This is a genomic window from Streptomyces sp. NPDC039462, from assembly GCF_055639375.1.
In genome coordinates, this window is the sequence record NZ_JBVKAO010000009.1 from 144493 (window position 1) to 161232 (window position 16740).

Genomic DNA, 16740 nt, shown 5'->3' on the forward strand with positions numbered 1-16740 from the left:
CGGAAGCGGTCCAGGGCCGAGCAGAAACGATCTGCCGACCGGGGTGGCGTCCGCCCGGACCGGCGGTACGGCTGGAACGGTCATCCGGCCAACCTCTATGATCGGCACACTTTCCTGCGCGGGACCGGTCCCCACACCACCACCCGCCACCTGCCCGCCGCCCGACGAGACCTGTTCGAGAACAAACTGCACTGCGGGAGCAAGCGGTGAACGGAACGTCCGAAGGGCCCACCCCCACGGCCACAGCACCCGGCCGGACCCGCCCCGATGTCACGGAGCGTCGCCGCACGGAGCGGTCCGACTACCGCGCCGCCTTCGCGGCCGCCCCGCTGCCCCTCGCGGTCGTCGACGGCGAGGGCCTCGTCATCAGCGCCAACGACGCGCTGGCCGGCCTCTTCGGGGAGGCCCCCGGCGCGCTCGCCGGACGGGTCGCCGCCGACCTGGTCGACCTGGCGTCCGACGCCCGCACCTGGCACACGTATCTGGAAGTGCTCCGCGGCCGGCAGGCCCGGCTGCGCTGCACCCGGCGCCTGAAGCACCCCGACGGGCACTCCCTGTGGGTGCAGGTCACGGTGGAGCCGATGCCGGGGGCCGCCGACCGGGACGACGGCGGCACCGTGCTGCTCGCCGCCACCGACATCAGCGCGCGCCGCGAGCTCCAGGCCCGGCTGCGCCACGTGCAGATGCACGACCCGGTGACCCGGCTGCCCAACCGCAACCTCTTCTTCGAGCGCCTCGCGTCCGCGCTCGAAGCGGGGACGTACGACGACACGAGCACCGGCCGGATCGGGCTCTGCTACCTCGACCTCGACGGGTTCAAGGCGGTCAACGACACCCTCGGCCACCGGGTCGGGGACCGGCTGCTCGCCGCCGTCGCGGAGCGGCTCACGCGCTGCGCCGACCGGGCCGGATACGGCAGGGCGGCGGCGCCGCTCGTGGCGCGGCTCGGCGGCGACGAGTTCGCGCTGCTCGTCGAGGAGTCGACCGGCACGGACCAGCTGGCGGAGCTCGCGGAGACGACGCTGCAGGCGCTCCAGGAGCCCTTCGACCTGTCCGGGCAGCGGCTCTCCGTCTCCGCGTCCATCGGCGTCGTGGAGCGGCGCGCCGCGGGCACCACCACGACGGGGCTCATGCAGGCCGCCGACACCACGCTGTACTGGGCGAAGACGGACGGCAAGGCCCGCTGGACGCTCTTCGACCCCGAGCGCAACGCCCACCGCATGACCCGCCAGGCGCTCTCCAGCTCGCTGCGGCCCGCCGTCGACCGCGACGAATTCGTCCTGGAGTACCAGCCGTTGGTGGGGCTCGACGACGAGGGGCTGCACGGTGTCGAGGCGCTGGTGCGGTGGCAGCATCCGCAGTTCGGCCTCCTCACGCCGAATCGGTTCATCGGATTGGCCGAAGAAGACGGGTCGATCGTGCAGCTCGGCCGCTGGGTGCTGCGCAGCGCCTGCCGGCAGGCCCGCCGCTGGCAGCTGGACCACCCCGACCGGGACCCGGTCTTCGTCAGCGTCAACGTGGCCGTGCGGCAGGTGTGGGACTCCGATCTGGTCGCCGATGTCGCGGAGATCCTCACCGAGACCGGGCTCTCCGCCCGGCTGCTCCAGTTGGAGCTCACCGAGTCCGCCGTCATGGGGTCGGCGGGCCGGCCGTTGCAGGCGCTCCAGGCGCTCAGCGACATGGGGGTGCGAATCGCCATCGACGACTTCGGGACGGGGTACTCGAACCTCGCGTACCTGAGCAGGCTGCCGGTGTCCGTCCTGAAGCTGGACGGTTCCTTCGTGCGGGGATTCCAGTACGAGGAGGGCGAGCAGCACACCAACCCCGCCGACGAGGTCATCGTCGAGGCGATGGTGCAGCTCGCGCACCGGCTCGGGCTCACGGTGACCGCGGAGTGCGTGGAGACCGCGGCCCAGGCGGCGCGGCTGCGGCGGATCGGGTGCGACACGGGGCAGGGGTGGCTCTACTCCCGGCCGGTTCCGGCGGATCGTATCTCCGTACTGCTGGGCGGGGCCGCCTAGCCTCGCCGTACTGCTCGGCGGGGCCGCCTAGCCTCGCCGTACTGCTCGGCGGGGCCGACCGGCCTCTTGCTGCCGCTCGGCGGGTCGACCGGCCCCGGCCCGCCGGGCTCTCCCTAGCCCAACCAGGTCACATCTGCGCCCAACCCTCCCCCGGCCGGTGCGTCCCCGTGGCCGGTGCGCGCCGATCGGACGATGTTGGTGCCCGGTGTGCGTGCCGGTGGGTGACCTCGGCACCTGACGAGGACGAGAGCTAGGGAGCCCACGATGCCGGAACTGTTCGTCGACGGCGAGTGGACCGGGACCGTCCACGGCGCGCGGCGGGACGTGGTCAATCCGTTCGACGCGTCCGTCATCCAGCAGGTCGACGACGCCGACGAGGCGGACGTCGAGCTCGCCGTCCAGGCCGCCCGGCGCGCCTTCGACCGCGGCGACTGGCCGGGCGCGCCGACCCGGGAGCGAGCCGACGTGCTGCTCCGGGTGGCGCGGTTCCTGCTGCGGGACCAGGAGGAGATCGCGCACGTCGAGTCCCTCGACACCGGCAAGACGCTCGCCGAGGCGCGGATCGACGTGGAGGACGTGTTGAACGCGTTCCGCTACTTCGCCGAGATCGCCGACAAGGACGGCGGCCGGGTCGTGGACGTCGGCCCGGACGTGCTGAGCCGCGTCACGTACCACCCCATCGGGGTCTGCGCGCTGATCGCGCCGTGGAACTATCCGCTGTTGCAGGCCTCCTGGAAGGTCGCCCCGGCGCTCGTCGCGGGGAACACCTTCGTGCTGAAGCCCAGCGAGACGACGCCGCTCTCCACCATCCACATGATGCGGCTGATCGCCGAGGCGGGGGCTCCGGCCGGGGTCGCGAACCTCGTGCTCGGCCCCGGCGCCACCGTCGGCGCCGCCATGTCCGCCCACCCCGAGGTGGATCTGGTCTCCTTCACCGGTGGCCTCGCCACCGGGCGCCGGATCATGGAGGCGTGCGCGCCGGGCGTGAAGAACCTCGCGCTGGAGCTCGGCGGCAAGAACCCGAACGTGGTCTTCGCGGACTGCGACTTCGAGGCCGCCGTCGACCACGCCCTGGAGGCGTCGTTCCTGCACTCGGGGCAGGTCTGCTCGGCCGGGTCGCGGCTCCTCGTGGAGGACTCCCTGCACGACCGGTTCGTGGAGCGGCTCGCCGAGCGGGCGAGCGCCATCCGGCTCGGCAACGGCATGGATCCCCGGACCGAGAGCGGACCGCTCAGCTCGGCGGAGCACCGCGAGAAGGTCGAGGGCTATCTGGAGATCGCCCGCGACGAAGGGGCCCGCCTCGTCTGCGGCGGCCGCCGCCCGGACGACCCCGAGCTGGCGCGCGGCTTCTTCCTGCTGCCGACGATCTACGCCGACTGCGACCGTTCCATGCGGATCGTGCAGGAGGAGGTCTTCGGCCCGGTGGTCACGGTGGAGCGGTTCCGCTCCGAGGACGAGGCCGTGGAGCTCGCCAACGACACGCGGTACGGCCTGGCGGGCGGGGTCTGGACGAGCGACGCGAGCCGCGCCCAGCGGGTCGCCGCCCGGTTGCGGCACGGCACGGTCTGGATCAACGACTTCCACCCGTACGTACCGCAGGCGGAGTGGGGCGGCTTCGGCCGCTCCGGTTTCGGCCGGGAGCTCGGGCCCACCGGCCTGCGCGAGTACCAGGAGGCCAAGCACATCTACCAGAACCTGCGGCCGGGCCCCTCCGGCTGGTTCAAGGGCTGAGCGGACAGGGCGAGGCGGGCGAGAGAGAGGGCGACGGCATGAGCGACGAGACGACGGTCTACGACTACCTGGTCATCGGCGGCGGTACGGCGGGGTCCGTGCTGGCCGCGCGGCTGAGCGAGGACCCGGCCTCCCGGGTGTGCGTGGTGGAGGGCGGGCCCAGCGACGTCGGCGACGACCGCATCCTGAAGCTCCGCAACTGGATCAACCTGCTCGGCGGCGAGTTCGACTACGGCTACACCACCGAGGAGCAGCCGCGCGGCAACTCCCACATCCTGCACTCCCGGGCCCGGGTGCTCGGCGGCTGCTCCTCGCACAACACCCTGATCAGCTTCCTGCCGTTCCCGCAGGACCTCGACGAGTGGGTGGCGAGCGGCTGCGAGGGGTGGGGCCCCGAGACGATCCTGCCGTACCGGTCGCGGCTGCAGAACACCATCGTGCCCGTCGGCGCCGCCGACCGTAACGCCATCGCCCAGGACTTCGTCACGGCGGCGGCCACCCGGCTCGGTGTCCCCGTCGTCGACGACTTCAACGCCCGTCCCTTCACCGACGGCGCCGGTTTCTTCTCGCTCGCGTACGACCCGGAGACCAACAACCGGTCCTCCGCCTCCGTCGCGTATCTGCATCCGATCATGGACCGGCCGAACCTGACGCTGCGTCTGGAGACCTGGGCGTACCGCCTGTTGCGGGACGAGGAGGGGCGCTTCACGCGGGTGCAGGTGCGCAACGCCGACGGTTCGGTGTCGATCCTGGAGGCGGAGGCGGAGGTGCTGCTGTGCGCCGGGGCGATCGACACGCCGCGGCTGCTCATGCTCTCCGGCATCGGCCCCGCCGACCAGCTGCGCGACCTGGGCATCGAGGTCCACGCGGACCTGCCGGGGATCGGCGAGAACCTTCTCGACCACCCCGAGTCGGTGATGGTGTGGGAGACCCGCGGCCCGCTGCCGCCGAACTCGGCGATGGACTCCGACGCCGGTCTCTTCCTGCGCAGGGACGCGACGGGCGGCCCGCGCCCCGACCTGATGTTCCACTTCTACCAGGTGCCGTTCACCGTCAATACGGAACGTCTCGGCTATCCCGTCCCCGAGCACGGCGTCTGCATGACGCCGAACGTGCCGCGCGCCCGCTCCATCGGCCGCATGTGGCTGCGCAGCGCCGACCCCACCGTCAAACCCGCCCTGGACTTCCGCTACTTCACCGACCCGGAGGGGCACGACGAGCGCACGATCCTCGACGGGCTGCGGATCGCCCGTGAGGTGGCGGCCACCGCCCCGCTCAGCGACTGGCTGCTGCGCGAGGTGGCGCCGGGTCCTGACGTCACGTCGGACGCGGACCTGTCGGAGTACGGACGCCGGGCCGCGCACACCGTCTACCACCCGGCGGGCACCTGCCGGATGGGCGCCGAGGACGACCCGATGGCGGTGGTCGACCCACAGCTGCGGCTGCGCGGGCACGACGGGCTGCGCATCGTGGACGCGTCGGTCTTCCCGACCATGCCGTCCATCAATCCGATGGTCACCGTGCTGCTCGCCGCGGAACGCGCGGCGGACCTCATCATGGCCCGGCCCGCCCCGGGCCCGGCGGCCGCGGAAGGACCTGTCCAGTGACCGCCCCCGGCCCCCCGGACGGCGCCGCGGACACCGACGCCGTCGCGCCGGGCGAGGAGAAGTCGGAGTTCCGCAAGGACATGGGCCCGTGGGCGAACTTCGCCCTCGGCTTCACGTACCTCTCGCCCGTGGTGAGCACGTACACCCTCTTCGGCACGGCTCTCGCCGACGGCGGGCCCCCGATGATCTGGGCCTTCGTCATGGCGGGCTGCGGGCAGTTCCTCGTGGCGCTGGTCTTCGGCGAGGTCGTCGCGCAGTACCCGGTCGCGGGTGGCGTCTACCCGTGGGCGCGGCGCCTGTGGGGCAAGCGCTGGGCGTGGATGACCGGCTGGGTCTACATGTGGGCGCTGCTCGTCACGATCACCAGCGTCGCGTACGGCGCCGGGCCCTACATCGCGATCCTGCTCGGCTTCGATCCCACCGTGCACACCACCGTGCTCTGCACGATCGCCCTGATCGTGATCTCCGTGCTCATCAACTACGCGGGTACGAAGGCCCTTTCGTGGGCGGCGCTGATCGGTTTCAGCGCGGAGCTGCTCGGCGCGCTCGTCGTCGGCGTGATCCTGCTGACCACGCACCGCTTCCACGGTCTCGGGGTCCTCTTCGACGACTTCGGCGCGGCCGGTGACGGCTCCTACCTGCCGGTCTTCCTGGGCGCGGCGATCATCGGCTTCTACCAGTACTACGGCTTCGAGGCCTGCGGGGACGTCGCCGAAGAGGTCAAGCACCCCGGCAAGGTCATCCCGAAGGCGATGCGCCGCACCATCTACGTGGGCGGGGCGGCGGCGACATTCACCTGTCTGACGCTGCTGCTCGCTGTCGTCGACTACCGGAAGGTGATCTCCGGGGAGGACGCCGACCCGGTGGTCAGGGTCCTCTTCGACGCCCTCGGCGAGGCGGGCGCGCGGACCGTGATGGCCGTCGTCCTCATCTCGTTCCTGTCCTGCACGGTCAGCCTCCAGGCGGCGGCCGGGCGGCTGATCTACTCGTACGCCCGCGACGAGATGATCATCGGGCACCGGCTGCTGCGGAAGTTCTCGCCGAGCCGCGCGGTGCCCGAGTACGCGCTGCTGGTGGCGGCGGTCGTGCCGGCGCTGATCGCCGTCGGCTCGCTGATCTCGGAGAACGCCCTGACCAAGATCGTGTCCTTCGCGATCCTCGGCATCTACGCGTCCTTCCAGATGGTCGTCCTCGCCGCGCTGCGGGCCCGCCTCAAGGGCTGGAAGCCGAGCGGCGAGTACCGGCTCGGCCGCTGGGGCATGGTCGTCAACTTCGGGGCGCTCGCCTACGGGATCTTCGCCATCGTCAACATCGCCTGGCCCCGCACCCCCGAGGCCGCGTGGTACGACAACTGGATCGTGCTGCTCAGCGGCGGCATCGTGGTGCTCGCGGGGCTGGTGTACATGTTCACGACGCACCACTACGGCCGCAGCGACGCCCCGGCGGACAACGCGGTGCCCGACCCGGACGACGCCCGGCCGTAGGACGGCGGGGGTCGCGGCTACGCCTTCGGCAGGCCGTACGCGTCCGCGATCAGTTCGTAGGAGCGCAGGCGGATGTCGCCGCTGTGCGCGTTGCCCGTGATCATCAGTTCGTCGGCGCCGGTGCGCTTGGCGAGGTCGTCGAGGCCGGCGCGGACCTGGTCGGCGGTGCCGTGGACGACGTTGGCGTTCCAGCTGGTGATGAAGTCCCGCTCCATCTCGCTGAACGCGTACGCCTCCGCCTCCTCGGGGGTGGGCACGAGGCCGGGGCGGCCGGTGCGCAGGCGGACCATGTTCAGCGCGGCGGCCATCACCTGGCGGCGGGCCTCCTTCTCGTCGTCGGTCGCGAGCGCCGAGACGCCGATGAGGGCGTACGGGGCGTCGAGGACGGCGGAGGGCCGGAACGTCTCGCGGTAGAGGTCGAGGGCCGGGATCGTGTTCTGCGCGGAGAAGTGGTGCGCGAAGGCGAACGGCAGACCGAGGGTGCCGGCGAGGCGGGCGCTGAACCCGGAGGAGCCGAGCAGCCACAGCGGAGGCCGGTGCGGGGACTGGACGCCGCCGGGCGAGGTCGCCTGGACGGGCCCGGGGACGGCGTGGATGCGGGCGTAGGGGTGCCCGTCGGGGAAGTCGTCGTCGAGGAAGCGGGTGAGCTCGGCGAGCTGCTGCGGGAAGTCGTCGGCGCCCTCGTTCAGGCGGTCGGTGCGGCGCAGGGCGGCCGCCGTCGCGCCGTCGGTGCCGGGGGCGCGGCCGAGGCCGAGGTCGACGCGGCCCGGGGCCATCGCCTCCAGGGTGCCGAACTGTTCGGCGATGACGAGCGGGGCGTGGTTGGGCAGCATGACGCCGCCGGAGCCGAGCCGGATGCGGCCGGTGTGGGCGGCCAGGTGGGCGAGGATCACGGCCGGCGACGAGGAGGCGACGCCGGGCATGGAGTGGTGCTCGGCGACCCAGTAGCGGTGGTACCCGCGGGCCTCGGTGAGCTTGGCGATCTCGACGCTGGTGCGCAGCGCGTCGGTGGCGGTGCGTCCTGCGCCGACGGTGACGAGGTCGAGGACGGACAGGGGCACGGGCGCGGAGCCGAGCCGCTCGCCCCGGATGCCGTCGTCGTCCGGCCGCTCCCCGCGGATGCCGTCGTCGCGGGTGCCTTCGCCGGTCGGGTCCACTGTCACTGGGGGTGCCTCCTGCACTGCGTACATGCGTCACGTGGGTACGGAGACGCCAACAGGAGGCTCACTCCGTTTTATTCCCGGCCCGTCCCGGCGCGTCGCGGCACCCGCCCGGCTACGGTGCTGGCCATGGCTGATCCCCTGAAGACTCTCGTCGACGGAGTCGAGGTCGAAGTGCCCAACACCATCCCGGACATCCGCGCCGCCCTGCCCGCGGGCCGGCGCGCGGAGTTCGACCGGGCCATCAACACGGCAGGGGTCGACGAGATCCACGCGGTGATGCGGCACTGGATGCTGGAGGCCGTGCCCGACCCCGCCGCCGAGGCCCGGCTCGTCCGGCTGGCGTCCGACGAGGCCGAGAGGCGGGGCACGTCGTGAGCCCTCGCCACCGCAAGGGCTACCGCGTCACCTACGCGCCGCCCGCCGACGACACCCTCACCAAGATGGGCGACGCCGACGCCTTCCGCGCCGTCCTCGCGCGCACCGTGGGCCGGGATCCGTACGGCCACGGCTCCACGCCCGTGCGGGACGATCCCGACCGCAGGGAGGCCACGGTCGACGGGGCCATAGTCCTGTACTACGTCTCCGGATCGGTCCAGACGTTAACGGTGGTCAGACTGATCCTCAGCCCGTGACCTCCCACGGCCTCCCGCGCGTTACTTCCCGGCCTGGACCAGCGGCTCCTTCGTGAACAGGAAGCCGAGCGCGGGCGCGTTCACCCGGCGCTGGGCGAGGCGCAGCGCCTCCCAGACAGTGACCTGGTTCGCCGTCAGGACCGGCTTGCCGAGCTCGGCCTCCAGGTCGCGGACGTACGCCGCCGTGTGCAGGGCCGTGTCCGGCAGGAGCACCGCCTGGGCGTCCGGGTGGTCGCCCGCGCGGGCCAGCGCGAAGACCTCGTCGCGGCCCCAGGTGCCGACCTCCGCCGCCGTGATGATGCCGCTCCCCCTGGCCGACACGACCTCCGTGCCCCCGGCCTTCAGGAACGCAGCGAAGTGTCCCGTCACGTCCTCCGGATACGTCGCCGCGACCGCGACGCGGGCCGCCCCCACCTCGCCGGCGGCGTGGGCGAAGGCGAACGACGTGGAGGACGCGGGCAGCCCCGCCGTCATGGCCAGCTTGCGGACCTGGTCGTGGGCGCCCTCCCAGCCGAGGACGAAGCTGCCGCTGGTGCACGCCCACACCACCGCCTCGGCACCGGACAGGCGCAGCTCCTCGACGCCCGCGGCGAGCCGTTCGGCCGAGCCCATCTCCAGGAGCGCGTCGACCCGGTGGGCGTCCTCGCCGATGTCCGTGTGGACGAGCTGCAGCCGGATGCCGCTGCCGAGCATCTGCTCCATGCGGGGATAGTCGTCCTCGGCCGAGTGCCCCGGGTAGAGAAATCCGAGTGCCGTCACGTCCAGCCTCCTCCTTCTGCGGGTGGTCCTTCGGGCAGGCCCTGCGGCGGTGCCGGCGGATTCAGCGGGCTGCTCGCGCCCGGTCGCGCCGTCGGGTCGATCAGTGCCTGATAGGGCCCTACCGCACGGGTACCCAGCCGACGCAGCGCGGACCACATCGTCACCTGGTTCGCGGAGATCACCGGCATGCGCAGTTCCGCTTCCAGTTGCGGGATGACGTCGTACGTCGGCAGGTTCGTACAGCTGATGAAGAGGAGGTCGACGCCGCCGTCGCTGCCGAGGACCGCGCGGCGCGCCATGTCGGCCACGTCCCGGTAGGGGACCTTCCAGATGTGCCGGGTGAGGCCGAGGTAGGCGCGGCCGGTGACGGCGACGCCCGCCGCGGCCAGGTACTCCTCCAGGGCCTGGGTGACCGACCAGGTGTAGGGCGTGACGAGCGCGATGCGCCGTGCGGCCAGTTCCTCGATGGCTTCGAGGAGCGCGCCCGACGTGGTCACCGAGGCGACCGCGCCCTCGCGCGTCATCGCCTCGCACATCGCGCGCTCTCCCGCGGTGCCGCCGACGAAACTGCCCGACGTACAGGCGTAGGCGAGGACTTCGGGCTCGGCGGCGGTCAGTGCGCGGACCGCCTCGGCGAGCGTCTCGTGCTCGCTGACGAGGCGTGCCAGGTCGAGGCTGACCTCGACGGGGACGTACGGCGTGCGGGTCAGATGGAGGGAGACCTCGTCGGGGATCCAGCGCCACAGTTCGCGGTCGAGGACGAAGTCGAAAGGGGCGACGACGCCCACACCGCGCTGAGGGTGAGGTCCGCCGAGAAAAGAGACGTCCATGAGCAGTCCCCAAGTTCGTGCGTGTATTCAGGGACCGGCCGGGGGCCGGGGACGAGCGATGCCGGCGACGCGCCGGGACGTCGGGACGGGGAGATCTGCGCGGGCGTACCACACAGAGGGTGTGAGCGGCTGCACGGAGAGTACTGGTTCCCGCACTGCCGGTACAGCAGTGCCTCTGTTGACGAAGGTAGGTTCGGGTGCGAGCGTGGTCAATCCGCACATCTCAGACGGCTGAGTCGTGTTTGGACGCGGCTCGGCCGTACCTCCGGACAGGGAAGCGGAATCTCATTGCGAAACGGTGTCCCGTCGGTTTCCGAAACGACCCTCCTCGTCCTCGACGCGGCGCCCCCGGCCCCGCCGCCGCGCCTGGGAAGGCTGGCCGGGCGGGCCCGGATCGTGCACGCCGACGCGACCACGCTGGCCGGCCGACTGCCGCTCGCCGACGTGCTGTTGGTGTGGGACTTCACCTCCGACGCCGTGCGCCGCGCCTGGCCCGGCGAGGGGCCGCGGCCCCGCTGGGTGCACACCGCGAGCGCGGGCGTCGACCATCTGATGTGCCCCGAACTCGCCGCGTCGGAGACGGTGGTGACGAACGCCAGGGGCGTCTTCGACCGGCCCATCGCCGAGTACGTGGCGGCGCTGGTGCTCGCCATGGCCAAGGACCTGCCGCGCACCCTGGAGCTGCAGCGGGAACGCGCCTGGCGCCACCGCGAGACCCAGCGGATCGCGGGCACGCGCGCGTGCGTCGTCGGTTCCGGGCCCATCGGGCGGACCATCGTGCGCACGCTGAAGGGGCTCGGCATGATCACGGCCCTGGTGGGCCGCACGGCGCGGGACGGGGTGCACGGCGCGGCGGAGCTCGACCGGCTGATGGCGCGGGCCGACTGGGTGGTGTGCGCGGCGCCGCTCACGGACGACACACGCGGCATGTTCGACGCGCGGCGCTTCGGCCTCATGCAGCCCTCCGCCCGGTTCATCAACATCGGGCGCGGACCCCTCGTCGTCGAGGACGACCTGGTCGCCGCCCTGTCGAAGCGGTGGATCGCGGGCGCCGCCCTCGACGTGTTCGAGCGGGAGCCGCTGCCCGCGGACAGTCCGCTGTGGACGGCGCCCGGCCTGCTCATCTCCCCGCACATGAGCGGCGACACGGTGGGCTGGCGTGACGAACTGGGCGCGCAGTTCGTCGAGCTGTACGAGGCATGGGCGGCGGGCCGGCCGCTGACGAACGTGGTGGACAAGGAACGTGGGTATGTCCCAGGCCATTGATCACCCCCGCCCCTCTCCCCCGGCCACACCCCGTCTGCCTGCTGAGGAGCCTGCATGACCGAGCTCACGGATCTCACCGCGGTACAACTCGTCGAGGGCTATCGCAAGGGCGAATTCAGTCCGGTCGACGCGGCGAGGGCCGCGCTGCGGCGGGCCGAGGAGACACAGCCGACGGTGAACGCGTTCGTGCGGATCGAGGCGGAGCAGGCCCTTGCGGATGCGGAGGCCAGCGCGGAGCGGTGGCGGCGGGGCGAGCCGCAGGGCCTGGTGGACGGCGTGCCGGTGTCCGTGAAGGACCTGATCCTGATGCGCGGCGGGCCGACGCTGCGCGGCTCGCTGACGGTGCGCCCGGAGGGGAAGTGGGACGAGGACGCGCCGTCGGTGGCCCGGCTGCGCGAGCACGGCGCGGTGTTCGTCGGCCGCACGACGACCCCGGAGTTCGGCTGGAAGGGTGTGACGGACGGTCCGCAGAGCGGCGTCACCCGTAATCCGTACGATCCGTCGCGCACCTCCGGCGGCTCCAGCGGGGGCAGCGCGGTCGCCGTGTCCGTCGGCGCGGGCCCGCTGTCGCTCGGCACGGACGGCGGCGGTTCGGTGCGCATCCCGGCGGCGTTCTGCGGGATCTTCGCGCTGAAGCCGACGTACGGCCGGGTGCCGTTGTATCCGGCGAGCCCCTTCGGGACGCTCGCCCACGTGGGGCCGATGACGCGGGACGCGGCGGACGCGGCGCTCATGATGGACGTGATCACGGGCCCGGACGTCCGCGACTGGTCCCAACTGGACGCCGTGGCGGAGAGTTTCAGCTCGCGCCTGGGCGGCGGGGTGCACGGCCTGCGCGTCGCCTACTCGCCGTCGTTCGGCGGGCAGGTCGCGGTGCGGCCCGCCGTCGCGGCGGCGGTGCGGCGGGCGGTGGAGTCGCTGGCGGCGCGGGGCGCGTACGTCGAGGAGGTGGACCCCGACTTCTCGGAGCCGGTGGAGGCCTTCCACACCCTGTGGTTCAGCGGGGCGGCACGCGTCGTCCACCATCTGCCCGCAGAACGGCGGGAGTTGCTCGACCCCGGGCTGCGGGAGATCTGCGGGCAGGGCGCGCGGTACAGCGCGCTGGACTATCTGGAGGCCGTCGACGTGCGCATGGACCTCGGGCGCCGCATGGGCCGCTTCCACGAGACGTACGACCTGCTGGTCACGCCGACGCTGCCGATCACCGCCTTCGAGGCGGGCGTCGAGGTGCCGAAGGGGTCGGGGCACCGGCGGTGGACGGGCTGGACCCCGTTCACGTACCCCTTCAACCTGACCCAGCAGCCCGCCGCGACCGTGCCCTGCGGGGTGGACGAGGACGGGCTGCCCATCGGTGTGCAGATCGTCGCCGCGCGCCACGCCGACGCGCTGGTGCTGCGGGCGGCGCAGGCGCTGTACGAGGCGGGGGCCGGGGGCATCGCCCCGCCCCCGCGGACCGGTACTACAGCCTCCTGAAGCTCAGCGTCTCGCCCTGGGCGCCCGCGCGCCACAGGTCGTTGCAGGCCTCGGCCATCCGGTCGAGGCCGTCGACGATCTGTCCCCAGACGATGCCGGGGACCCAGCCGACGTCGCCGTTCAGGAGCAGGTTGTTCCGTTCGTAGAAGAGGGCGAGGTCGACGACGGTGGTGCCCGCCCGCACGCCCGCCTCCGCCTCGTATCCGTAGGCCTGGGTGCCCAGTTCCGTCCCGGAGAAGGAGAAATAGCAGAGATCGCCCGGGATGGGGGTGACGGTCGGGTTCTCCAGCGGCGGCTCGCGGTCCGCGAACGCCGGGAAAAGGGCGTAGATCTCGTTCCGCGCGTACTTCGCGTGGTAGACGTCCGAGCCGAGCGGCAGCGCCTCCCACACCGCCGCGCAGGTCACCGGGGCCCGGTCGTCGAGCAGTTTTGCCGTGCACTGGACTCCCCGCTTCGCGAGGGAGACTTCGATGAATCGCTCCGCCATGTGCCCCATGCTCCTCCCTGGTTCACTCCCCGGGTCAAGAGCACAACGATTGCATCAGGGGCCGGAATTCGTCGGCATATCTCGCGTCGGGTCGGGTAGCCGCGCGCCCATGGCTCCACCACTTGGGAACAACGAGGGATTCACTGGCAGAGCGGTTCGCCGCCGCGCCCTGCTCACCGGAGCGGGCGGGGCGGCTCTGGGCACATTCGGGCTCTCGGCATGCAGCCGGGTGCCGGAGGAGGGGAAGGTCGAGGGGGGCGATCTGCTGGACCGCCTGCGCGACAGCGGCACGGTCAGGATCGGTGTCGCGGGCGAGGTCCCGTTCGGATACATCGACGAGAACGGCGAGGTCACCGGCGAGGCGCCGGCCATCGCCAAGGTCATTTTTCCCCGCCTCGGCGTGCCCGAGGTGAAGGCGGTGCCCACCAAGTTCGGCGCGCTGATCCCCGGGCTCACGCAGGCGCGGCAGTTCGACGTGGTGTCGGCGGGCATGTACATCAACCCGGTCCGGTGCGAGCAGGTCCTCTTCGCGGACCCCGACTACCTCATGCTCGACTCGTTCATCGTGAAGAAGGGCAACCCGCACGGCATCAAGGACTACGACGACATCGCCAAGAAGGGCCTGAAGCTGGCGAGCGGCACCGCCTACGCGGAGATCGACTACGCCAAGGCCGCGGGCGTGAAGTCCGTCCTCGTGCTGCCCGACCAGGTGGCGGGGCTCGACGCCGTCGCCCAGGGCCGGGTCGACGCGTTCGCCGGCACCAACGTCACCGTGCGCACGGTGATCAAGAAGAATCCGCGGGTCGAGGCGACGGAGCCGTTCCAGCCCATGGTCGACGGCAAGCCCGCCTACGGCGCGGGCGGTTTCGCCTTCCGGCTGTCCGAGAAGAATCTGCGGGACGCCTTCAACAAGGAGCTGCACAAGCTCAAGGAGAGCGGCGAGCTCCTGCGCATCGTCAAGCCGTTCGGATTCACCGAGGCGGAGATGACGAAGCTGACCGTGGAGAAGCTGTGTCCCCCGGCGAAGGGCCTCTCCTCATGATGTCGTCGGAGTTCTTCGGGAACTGGTTCCTGCCCGGTGTCTGGATCACCGTCCAGGTCACGTTCTACAGCGCGGCCCTCGCCTTCGTGATCGCCTTCCCGATCGGCGTGCTGCGCACCAACCGGCTGTGGATCGTGCGGTTCCTCGCCGGGGCCTACTTCGAGATCTTCCGCAGCACGTCGTCGCTGGTCTTCATGTTCTGGATCGCGTTCACCGTGCCGCCGGTCTTCAACATCAGTTTCCAGCCGATGTTCGCGGGCGTACTCGCGCTCGGCATCACCTACGGCGCGTACGCCTCGGAGATCGTGCGCGGGGCGCTCGCCGCGGTGCCGCCCGCGCAGCGCGAGGCGGGCATCGCCCTGAACTTCACGCCGCTGCAGCGGCTGCACCGCATCGAACTGCCGCAGGCCTGGCCGGAGATGATCCCGCCGTTCAACAACCTGCTGATCGAGCTGCTCAAGGGCACATCGCTGGTGTCCCTCATCGCGGTGGCCGACATGACCTTCGCCGGTGACCTGCTGCGCCTCGTCACGAACGAGAGCGCGCCGATCTACACGCTGCTGCTCGCCCTGTACTTCGTCTTCGCGTTCGTCCTCACGCGCGGCATGCGGCTCCTGGAGCGGCACGCCAAGAAACGCGTCGGCCAGGCGCCCGAGAAGACGGGCCTGTTCAGCGGGATGCGCGCCAAGTCGTCGATCGACGTCGTCGCCGGTACGGGGGGTGCCAAGTGAACTGGAACTGGTCGCACGTCGACGACTTCATGCCGCTCTTCTGGGACGGCGTGGAGCTCACCCTCAAGGCGCTGCTCTTCGGCACCCTGATCGCCTTCTCGCTCGGCCTGGTGTGGGCGGTCGCGCAGCGCTCGGAGAAGAAGTGGATCCGGTGGCCGGTCACGGTGGTCACCGAGTTCATCCGCAACACCCCGCTCCTGGTGCAGCTGTTCTTCCTGTTCTACGTGGTGCCGGAGTGGGGCCCCTCGATGTCCCCGCTCACCACGGGCATCGTCGGTCTCGGGCTGCACTACTCGACGTACACCTCGGAGGTCTACCGGGCGGGCATCGACGGTGTGCCGGCCGGTCAGTGGGAGGCGGCGACCGCGCTCAGCCTCTCCAAGCGCCGCACCTGGACGTCCGTGATCCTGCCGCAGGCGGTGCGCCGGGTGATCCCCGCCCTCGGCAACTACGTGATCGTCATGCTGAAGGAGTCGCCGCAGATGGCCGCCATCGGCGCGCTCGACATGCTCGGCCAGGCCCAGGGCTACAGCCAGGCGACCTTCACCTACGAGGCGATCAGCGTGGTCGGCGTCGCCTTCATCGTCATCGCCTACCCGGCCTCTCTTCTTCTGCGAGTTTTGGAGCGTCGCCTTGTCCGCTGACAGCAGCACTTCCCAGGAAATCGCCAACCCGGCCGTCGACGGCAGCGAACTGATCCGCTTCGACAAGGTCGTCAAGCGCTACGGCTCCAACGTCGTCCTCGACGAGCTGGACTTCTCCGTCGCCTCCGGCAAGCACGTGACGCTGATCGGCCCCTCCGGCTCCGGCAAGACCACGATCCTGCGGCTCCTCATGACGCTGGTGAAGCCGGAGCAGGGCACCATCAAGGTGGGCGGCAAGTACCTCACCCACGAGGAGAAGAACGGCAAGCTCGTCCCCGCGGGCGAGAAGCACGTCCGCGAGGTCCGCAAGAACATCGGGATGGTGTTCCAGCAGTTCAACCTCTTCCCGAACATGAAGGTGCTGCGGAACATCACCGAGGCGCCGGTCTCCGTCCTCGGCCTGCCCAAGGACGAGGCCGAGGCGCGGGCCCGCGAGCTGCTCGACCTGGTGGGGCTCGGCGACCGCTGCGACGCGTACCCGACGCAGCTCTCCGGCGGCCAGCAGCAGCGGGTCGCCATCGCGCGGGCCCTGGCGATGCGCCCGCAGGTGCTGCTGCTCGACGAGGTCACGTCCGCTCTCGACCCGGAGCTGGTGGCGGGCGTCCTGGACGTGCTCCGCGACATCGCGCACACCACGGACATCACGATGTTGTGCGTGACGCACGAGATGAACTTCGCCCGGGACATCTCCGACCAGGTACTCATGTTCGACTCGGGCCGGGTCATCGAGTCCGGGACGCCGGAGAAGATCTTCACCGAGCCCGAGCACGAGCGGACCCGGGAGTTCCTCAGCGCGGTGCTGTGACCGGTGGGGACGGCATCCCGCCTGGAGCATGACAGAGGCATATGCCAGAGTGGCGCGTTCCTGCG

General features: G+C 71.4%; 16 protein-coding genes. 12 read left to right on the top strand and 4 right to left on the bottom strand.

The features are described from left to right. Positions 1-206 precede the first annotated feature (206 nt). The 4 genes from ACZ7LU_RS35995 (at position 207) to ACZ7LU_RS36010 (ending at position 6843) form a co-directional block, all read left to right on the top strand. Complete coding sequence (locus ACZ7LU_RS35995) at positions 207-2021, top strand: putative bifunctional diguanylate cyclase/phosphodiesterase (protein WP_468311756.1); 1815 nt, start codon at positions 207-209, stop codon at positions 2019-2021. Between the two features lie 264 nt (positions 2022-2285). Next, positions 2286-3752, top strand: a complete 1467-nt coding sequence (locus tag ACZ7LU_RS36000) for an aldehyde dehydrogenase family protein (RefSeq protein WP_471919155.1) — start codon at positions 2286-2288, stop codon at positions 3750-3752. 38 nt (positions 3753-3790) lie between these two features. Next, positions 3791-5359, top strand: a complete 1569-nt coding sequence (locus ACZ7LU_RS36005; RefSeq protein ID WP_471919156.1) for a GMC family oxidoreductase — start codon at positions 3791-3793, stop codon at positions 5357-5359. Then, positions 5356-6843: an APC family permease gene (locus ACZ7LU_RS36010; RefSeq protein WP_471919157.1), complete on the top strand. Its 1488-nt coding sequence runs from the start codon at positions 5356-5358 to the stop codon at positions 6841-6843. The genes ACZ7LU_RS36005 and ACZ7LU_RS36010 overlap by 4 nt, the downstream gene beginning before the upstream one ends. 17 nt (positions 6844-6860) lie before the next feature. Here ACZ7LU_RS36010 and ACZ7LU_RS36015 read toward each other — a convergent pair whose 3' ends face one another. Beyond that, on the bottom strand, positions 6861-8006 hold the full coding sequence (locus ACZ7LU_RS36015; RefSeq protein ID WP_471919158.1) for an LLM class flavin-dependent oxidoreductase: 1146 nt from the start codon (positions 8004-8006) through the stop codon (positions 6861-6863). Positions 8007-8132: 126 nt separating this feature from the next. On the opposite strand from ACZ7LU_RS36015, the gene ACZ7LU_RS36020 reads away from it, so the two are divergent. Next, complete coding sequence (locus ACZ7LU_RS36020) at positions 8133-8381, top strand: hypothetical protein (RefSeq protein WP_398298058.1); 249 nt, start codon at positions 8133-8135, stop codon at positions 8379-8381. A gap of 65 nt (positions 8382-8446) precedes the next feature. After that, the gene (locus ACZ7LU_RS36025; protein WP_468083901.1) at positions 8447-8638 is read left to right on the top strand and encodes a hypothetical protein; all 192 of its coding nucleotides are present in this window, start codon (positions 8447-8449) and stop codon (positions 8636-8638) included. A 21-nt stretch (positions 8639-8659) separates the two neighbouring features. On the opposite strand, the gene ACZ7LU_RS36030 is transcribed toward ACZ7LU_RS36025, so the two are convergent. Then, positions 8660-9397: a maleate cis-trans isomerase family protein gene (locus tag ACZ7LU_RS36030; RefSeq protein ID WP_471919159.1), complete on the bottom strand. Its 738-nt coding sequence runs from the start codon at positions 9395-9397 to the stop codon at positions 8660-8662. Next, positions 9394-10227, bottom strand: coding sequence for a maleate cis-trans isomerase family protein (locus tag ACZ7LU_RS36035; RefSeq protein WP_398298062.1), 834 nt, complete (start codon positions 10225-10227; stop codon positions 9394-9396). Before ACZ7LU_RS36035 ends, ACZ7LU_RS36030 begins: the two co-directional genes overlap by 4 nt. Positions 10228-10515: 288 nt before the next feature. On the opposite strand from ACZ7LU_RS36035, the gene ACZ7LU_RS36040 reads away from it, so the two are divergent. Together ACZ7LU_RS36040 and ACZ7LU_RS36045 are read left to right on the top strand one after the other, a co-directional pair. Beyond that, positions 10516-11493, top strand: a complete 978-nt coding sequence (locus ACZ7LU_RS36040) for a D-2-hydroxyacid dehydrogenase (protein WP_471919160.1) — start codon at positions 10516-10518, stop codon at positions 11491-11493. 54 nt (positions 11494-11547) lie between these two features. After that, positions 11548-12966: an amidase gene (locus ACZ7LU_RS36045; RefSeq protein ID WP_471919161.1), complete on the top strand. Its 1419-nt coding sequence runs from the start codon at positions 11548-11550 to the stop codon at positions 12964-12966. Here ACZ7LU_RS36045 and ACZ7LU_RS36050 read toward each other — a convergent pair. Next, on the bottom strand, positions 12953-13453 hold the full coding sequence (locus tag ACZ7LU_RS36050) for a DUF3830 family protein (RefSeq protein WP_468560282.1): 501 nt from the start codon (positions 13451-13453) through the stop codon (positions 12953-12955). The two genes, ACZ7LU_RS36045 and ACZ7LU_RS36050, sit on opposite strands and share 14 nt — an antisense overlap. A gap of 109 nt (positions 13454-13562) precedes the next feature. Between ACZ7LU_RS36050 and ehuB the strand changes: the two genes are divergently transcribed. Genes ehuB through ehuA form a run of 4 tightly spaced genes read left to right on the top strand, consistent with a single transcriptional unit; the run spans position 13563 to position 16675 of the window. Then, the gene (ehuB, locus tag ACZ7LU_RS36055; protein WP_398298070.1) at positions 13563-14495 is read left to right on the top strand and encodes an ectoine/hydroxyectoine ABC transporter substrate-binding protein EhuB; all 933 of its coding nucleotides are present in this window, start codon (positions 13563-13565) and stop codon (positions 14493-14495) included. Continuing rightward, positions 14495-15226, top strand: a complete 732-nt coding sequence (ehuC, locus tag ACZ7LU_RS36060; protein ID WP_471919285.1) for an ectoine/hydroxyectoine ABC transporter permease subunit EhuC — start codon at positions 14495-14497, stop codon at positions 15224-15226. The genes ehuB and ehuC overlap by 1 nt, the downstream gene beginning before the upstream one ends. Beyond that, complete coding sequence (gene ehuD, locus ACZ7LU_RS36065) at positions 15223-15870, top strand: ectoine/hydroxyectoine ABC transporter permease subunit EhuD (RefSeq protein ID WP_398298072.1); 648 nt, start codon at positions 15223-15225, stop codon at positions 15868-15870. Before ehuC ends, ehuD begins: the two co-directional genes overlap by 4 nt. Further along, positions 15860-16675, top strand: coding sequence for an ectoine/hydroxyectoine ABC transporter ATP-binding protein EhuA (ehuA, locus tag ACZ7LU_RS36070; protein ID WP_471919162.1), 816 nt, complete (start codon positions 15860-15862; stop codon positions 16673-16675). Before ehuD ends, ehuA begins: the two co-directional genes overlap by 11 nt. The last annotated feature ends 65 nt before the right edge of the window (positions 16676-16740 follow it).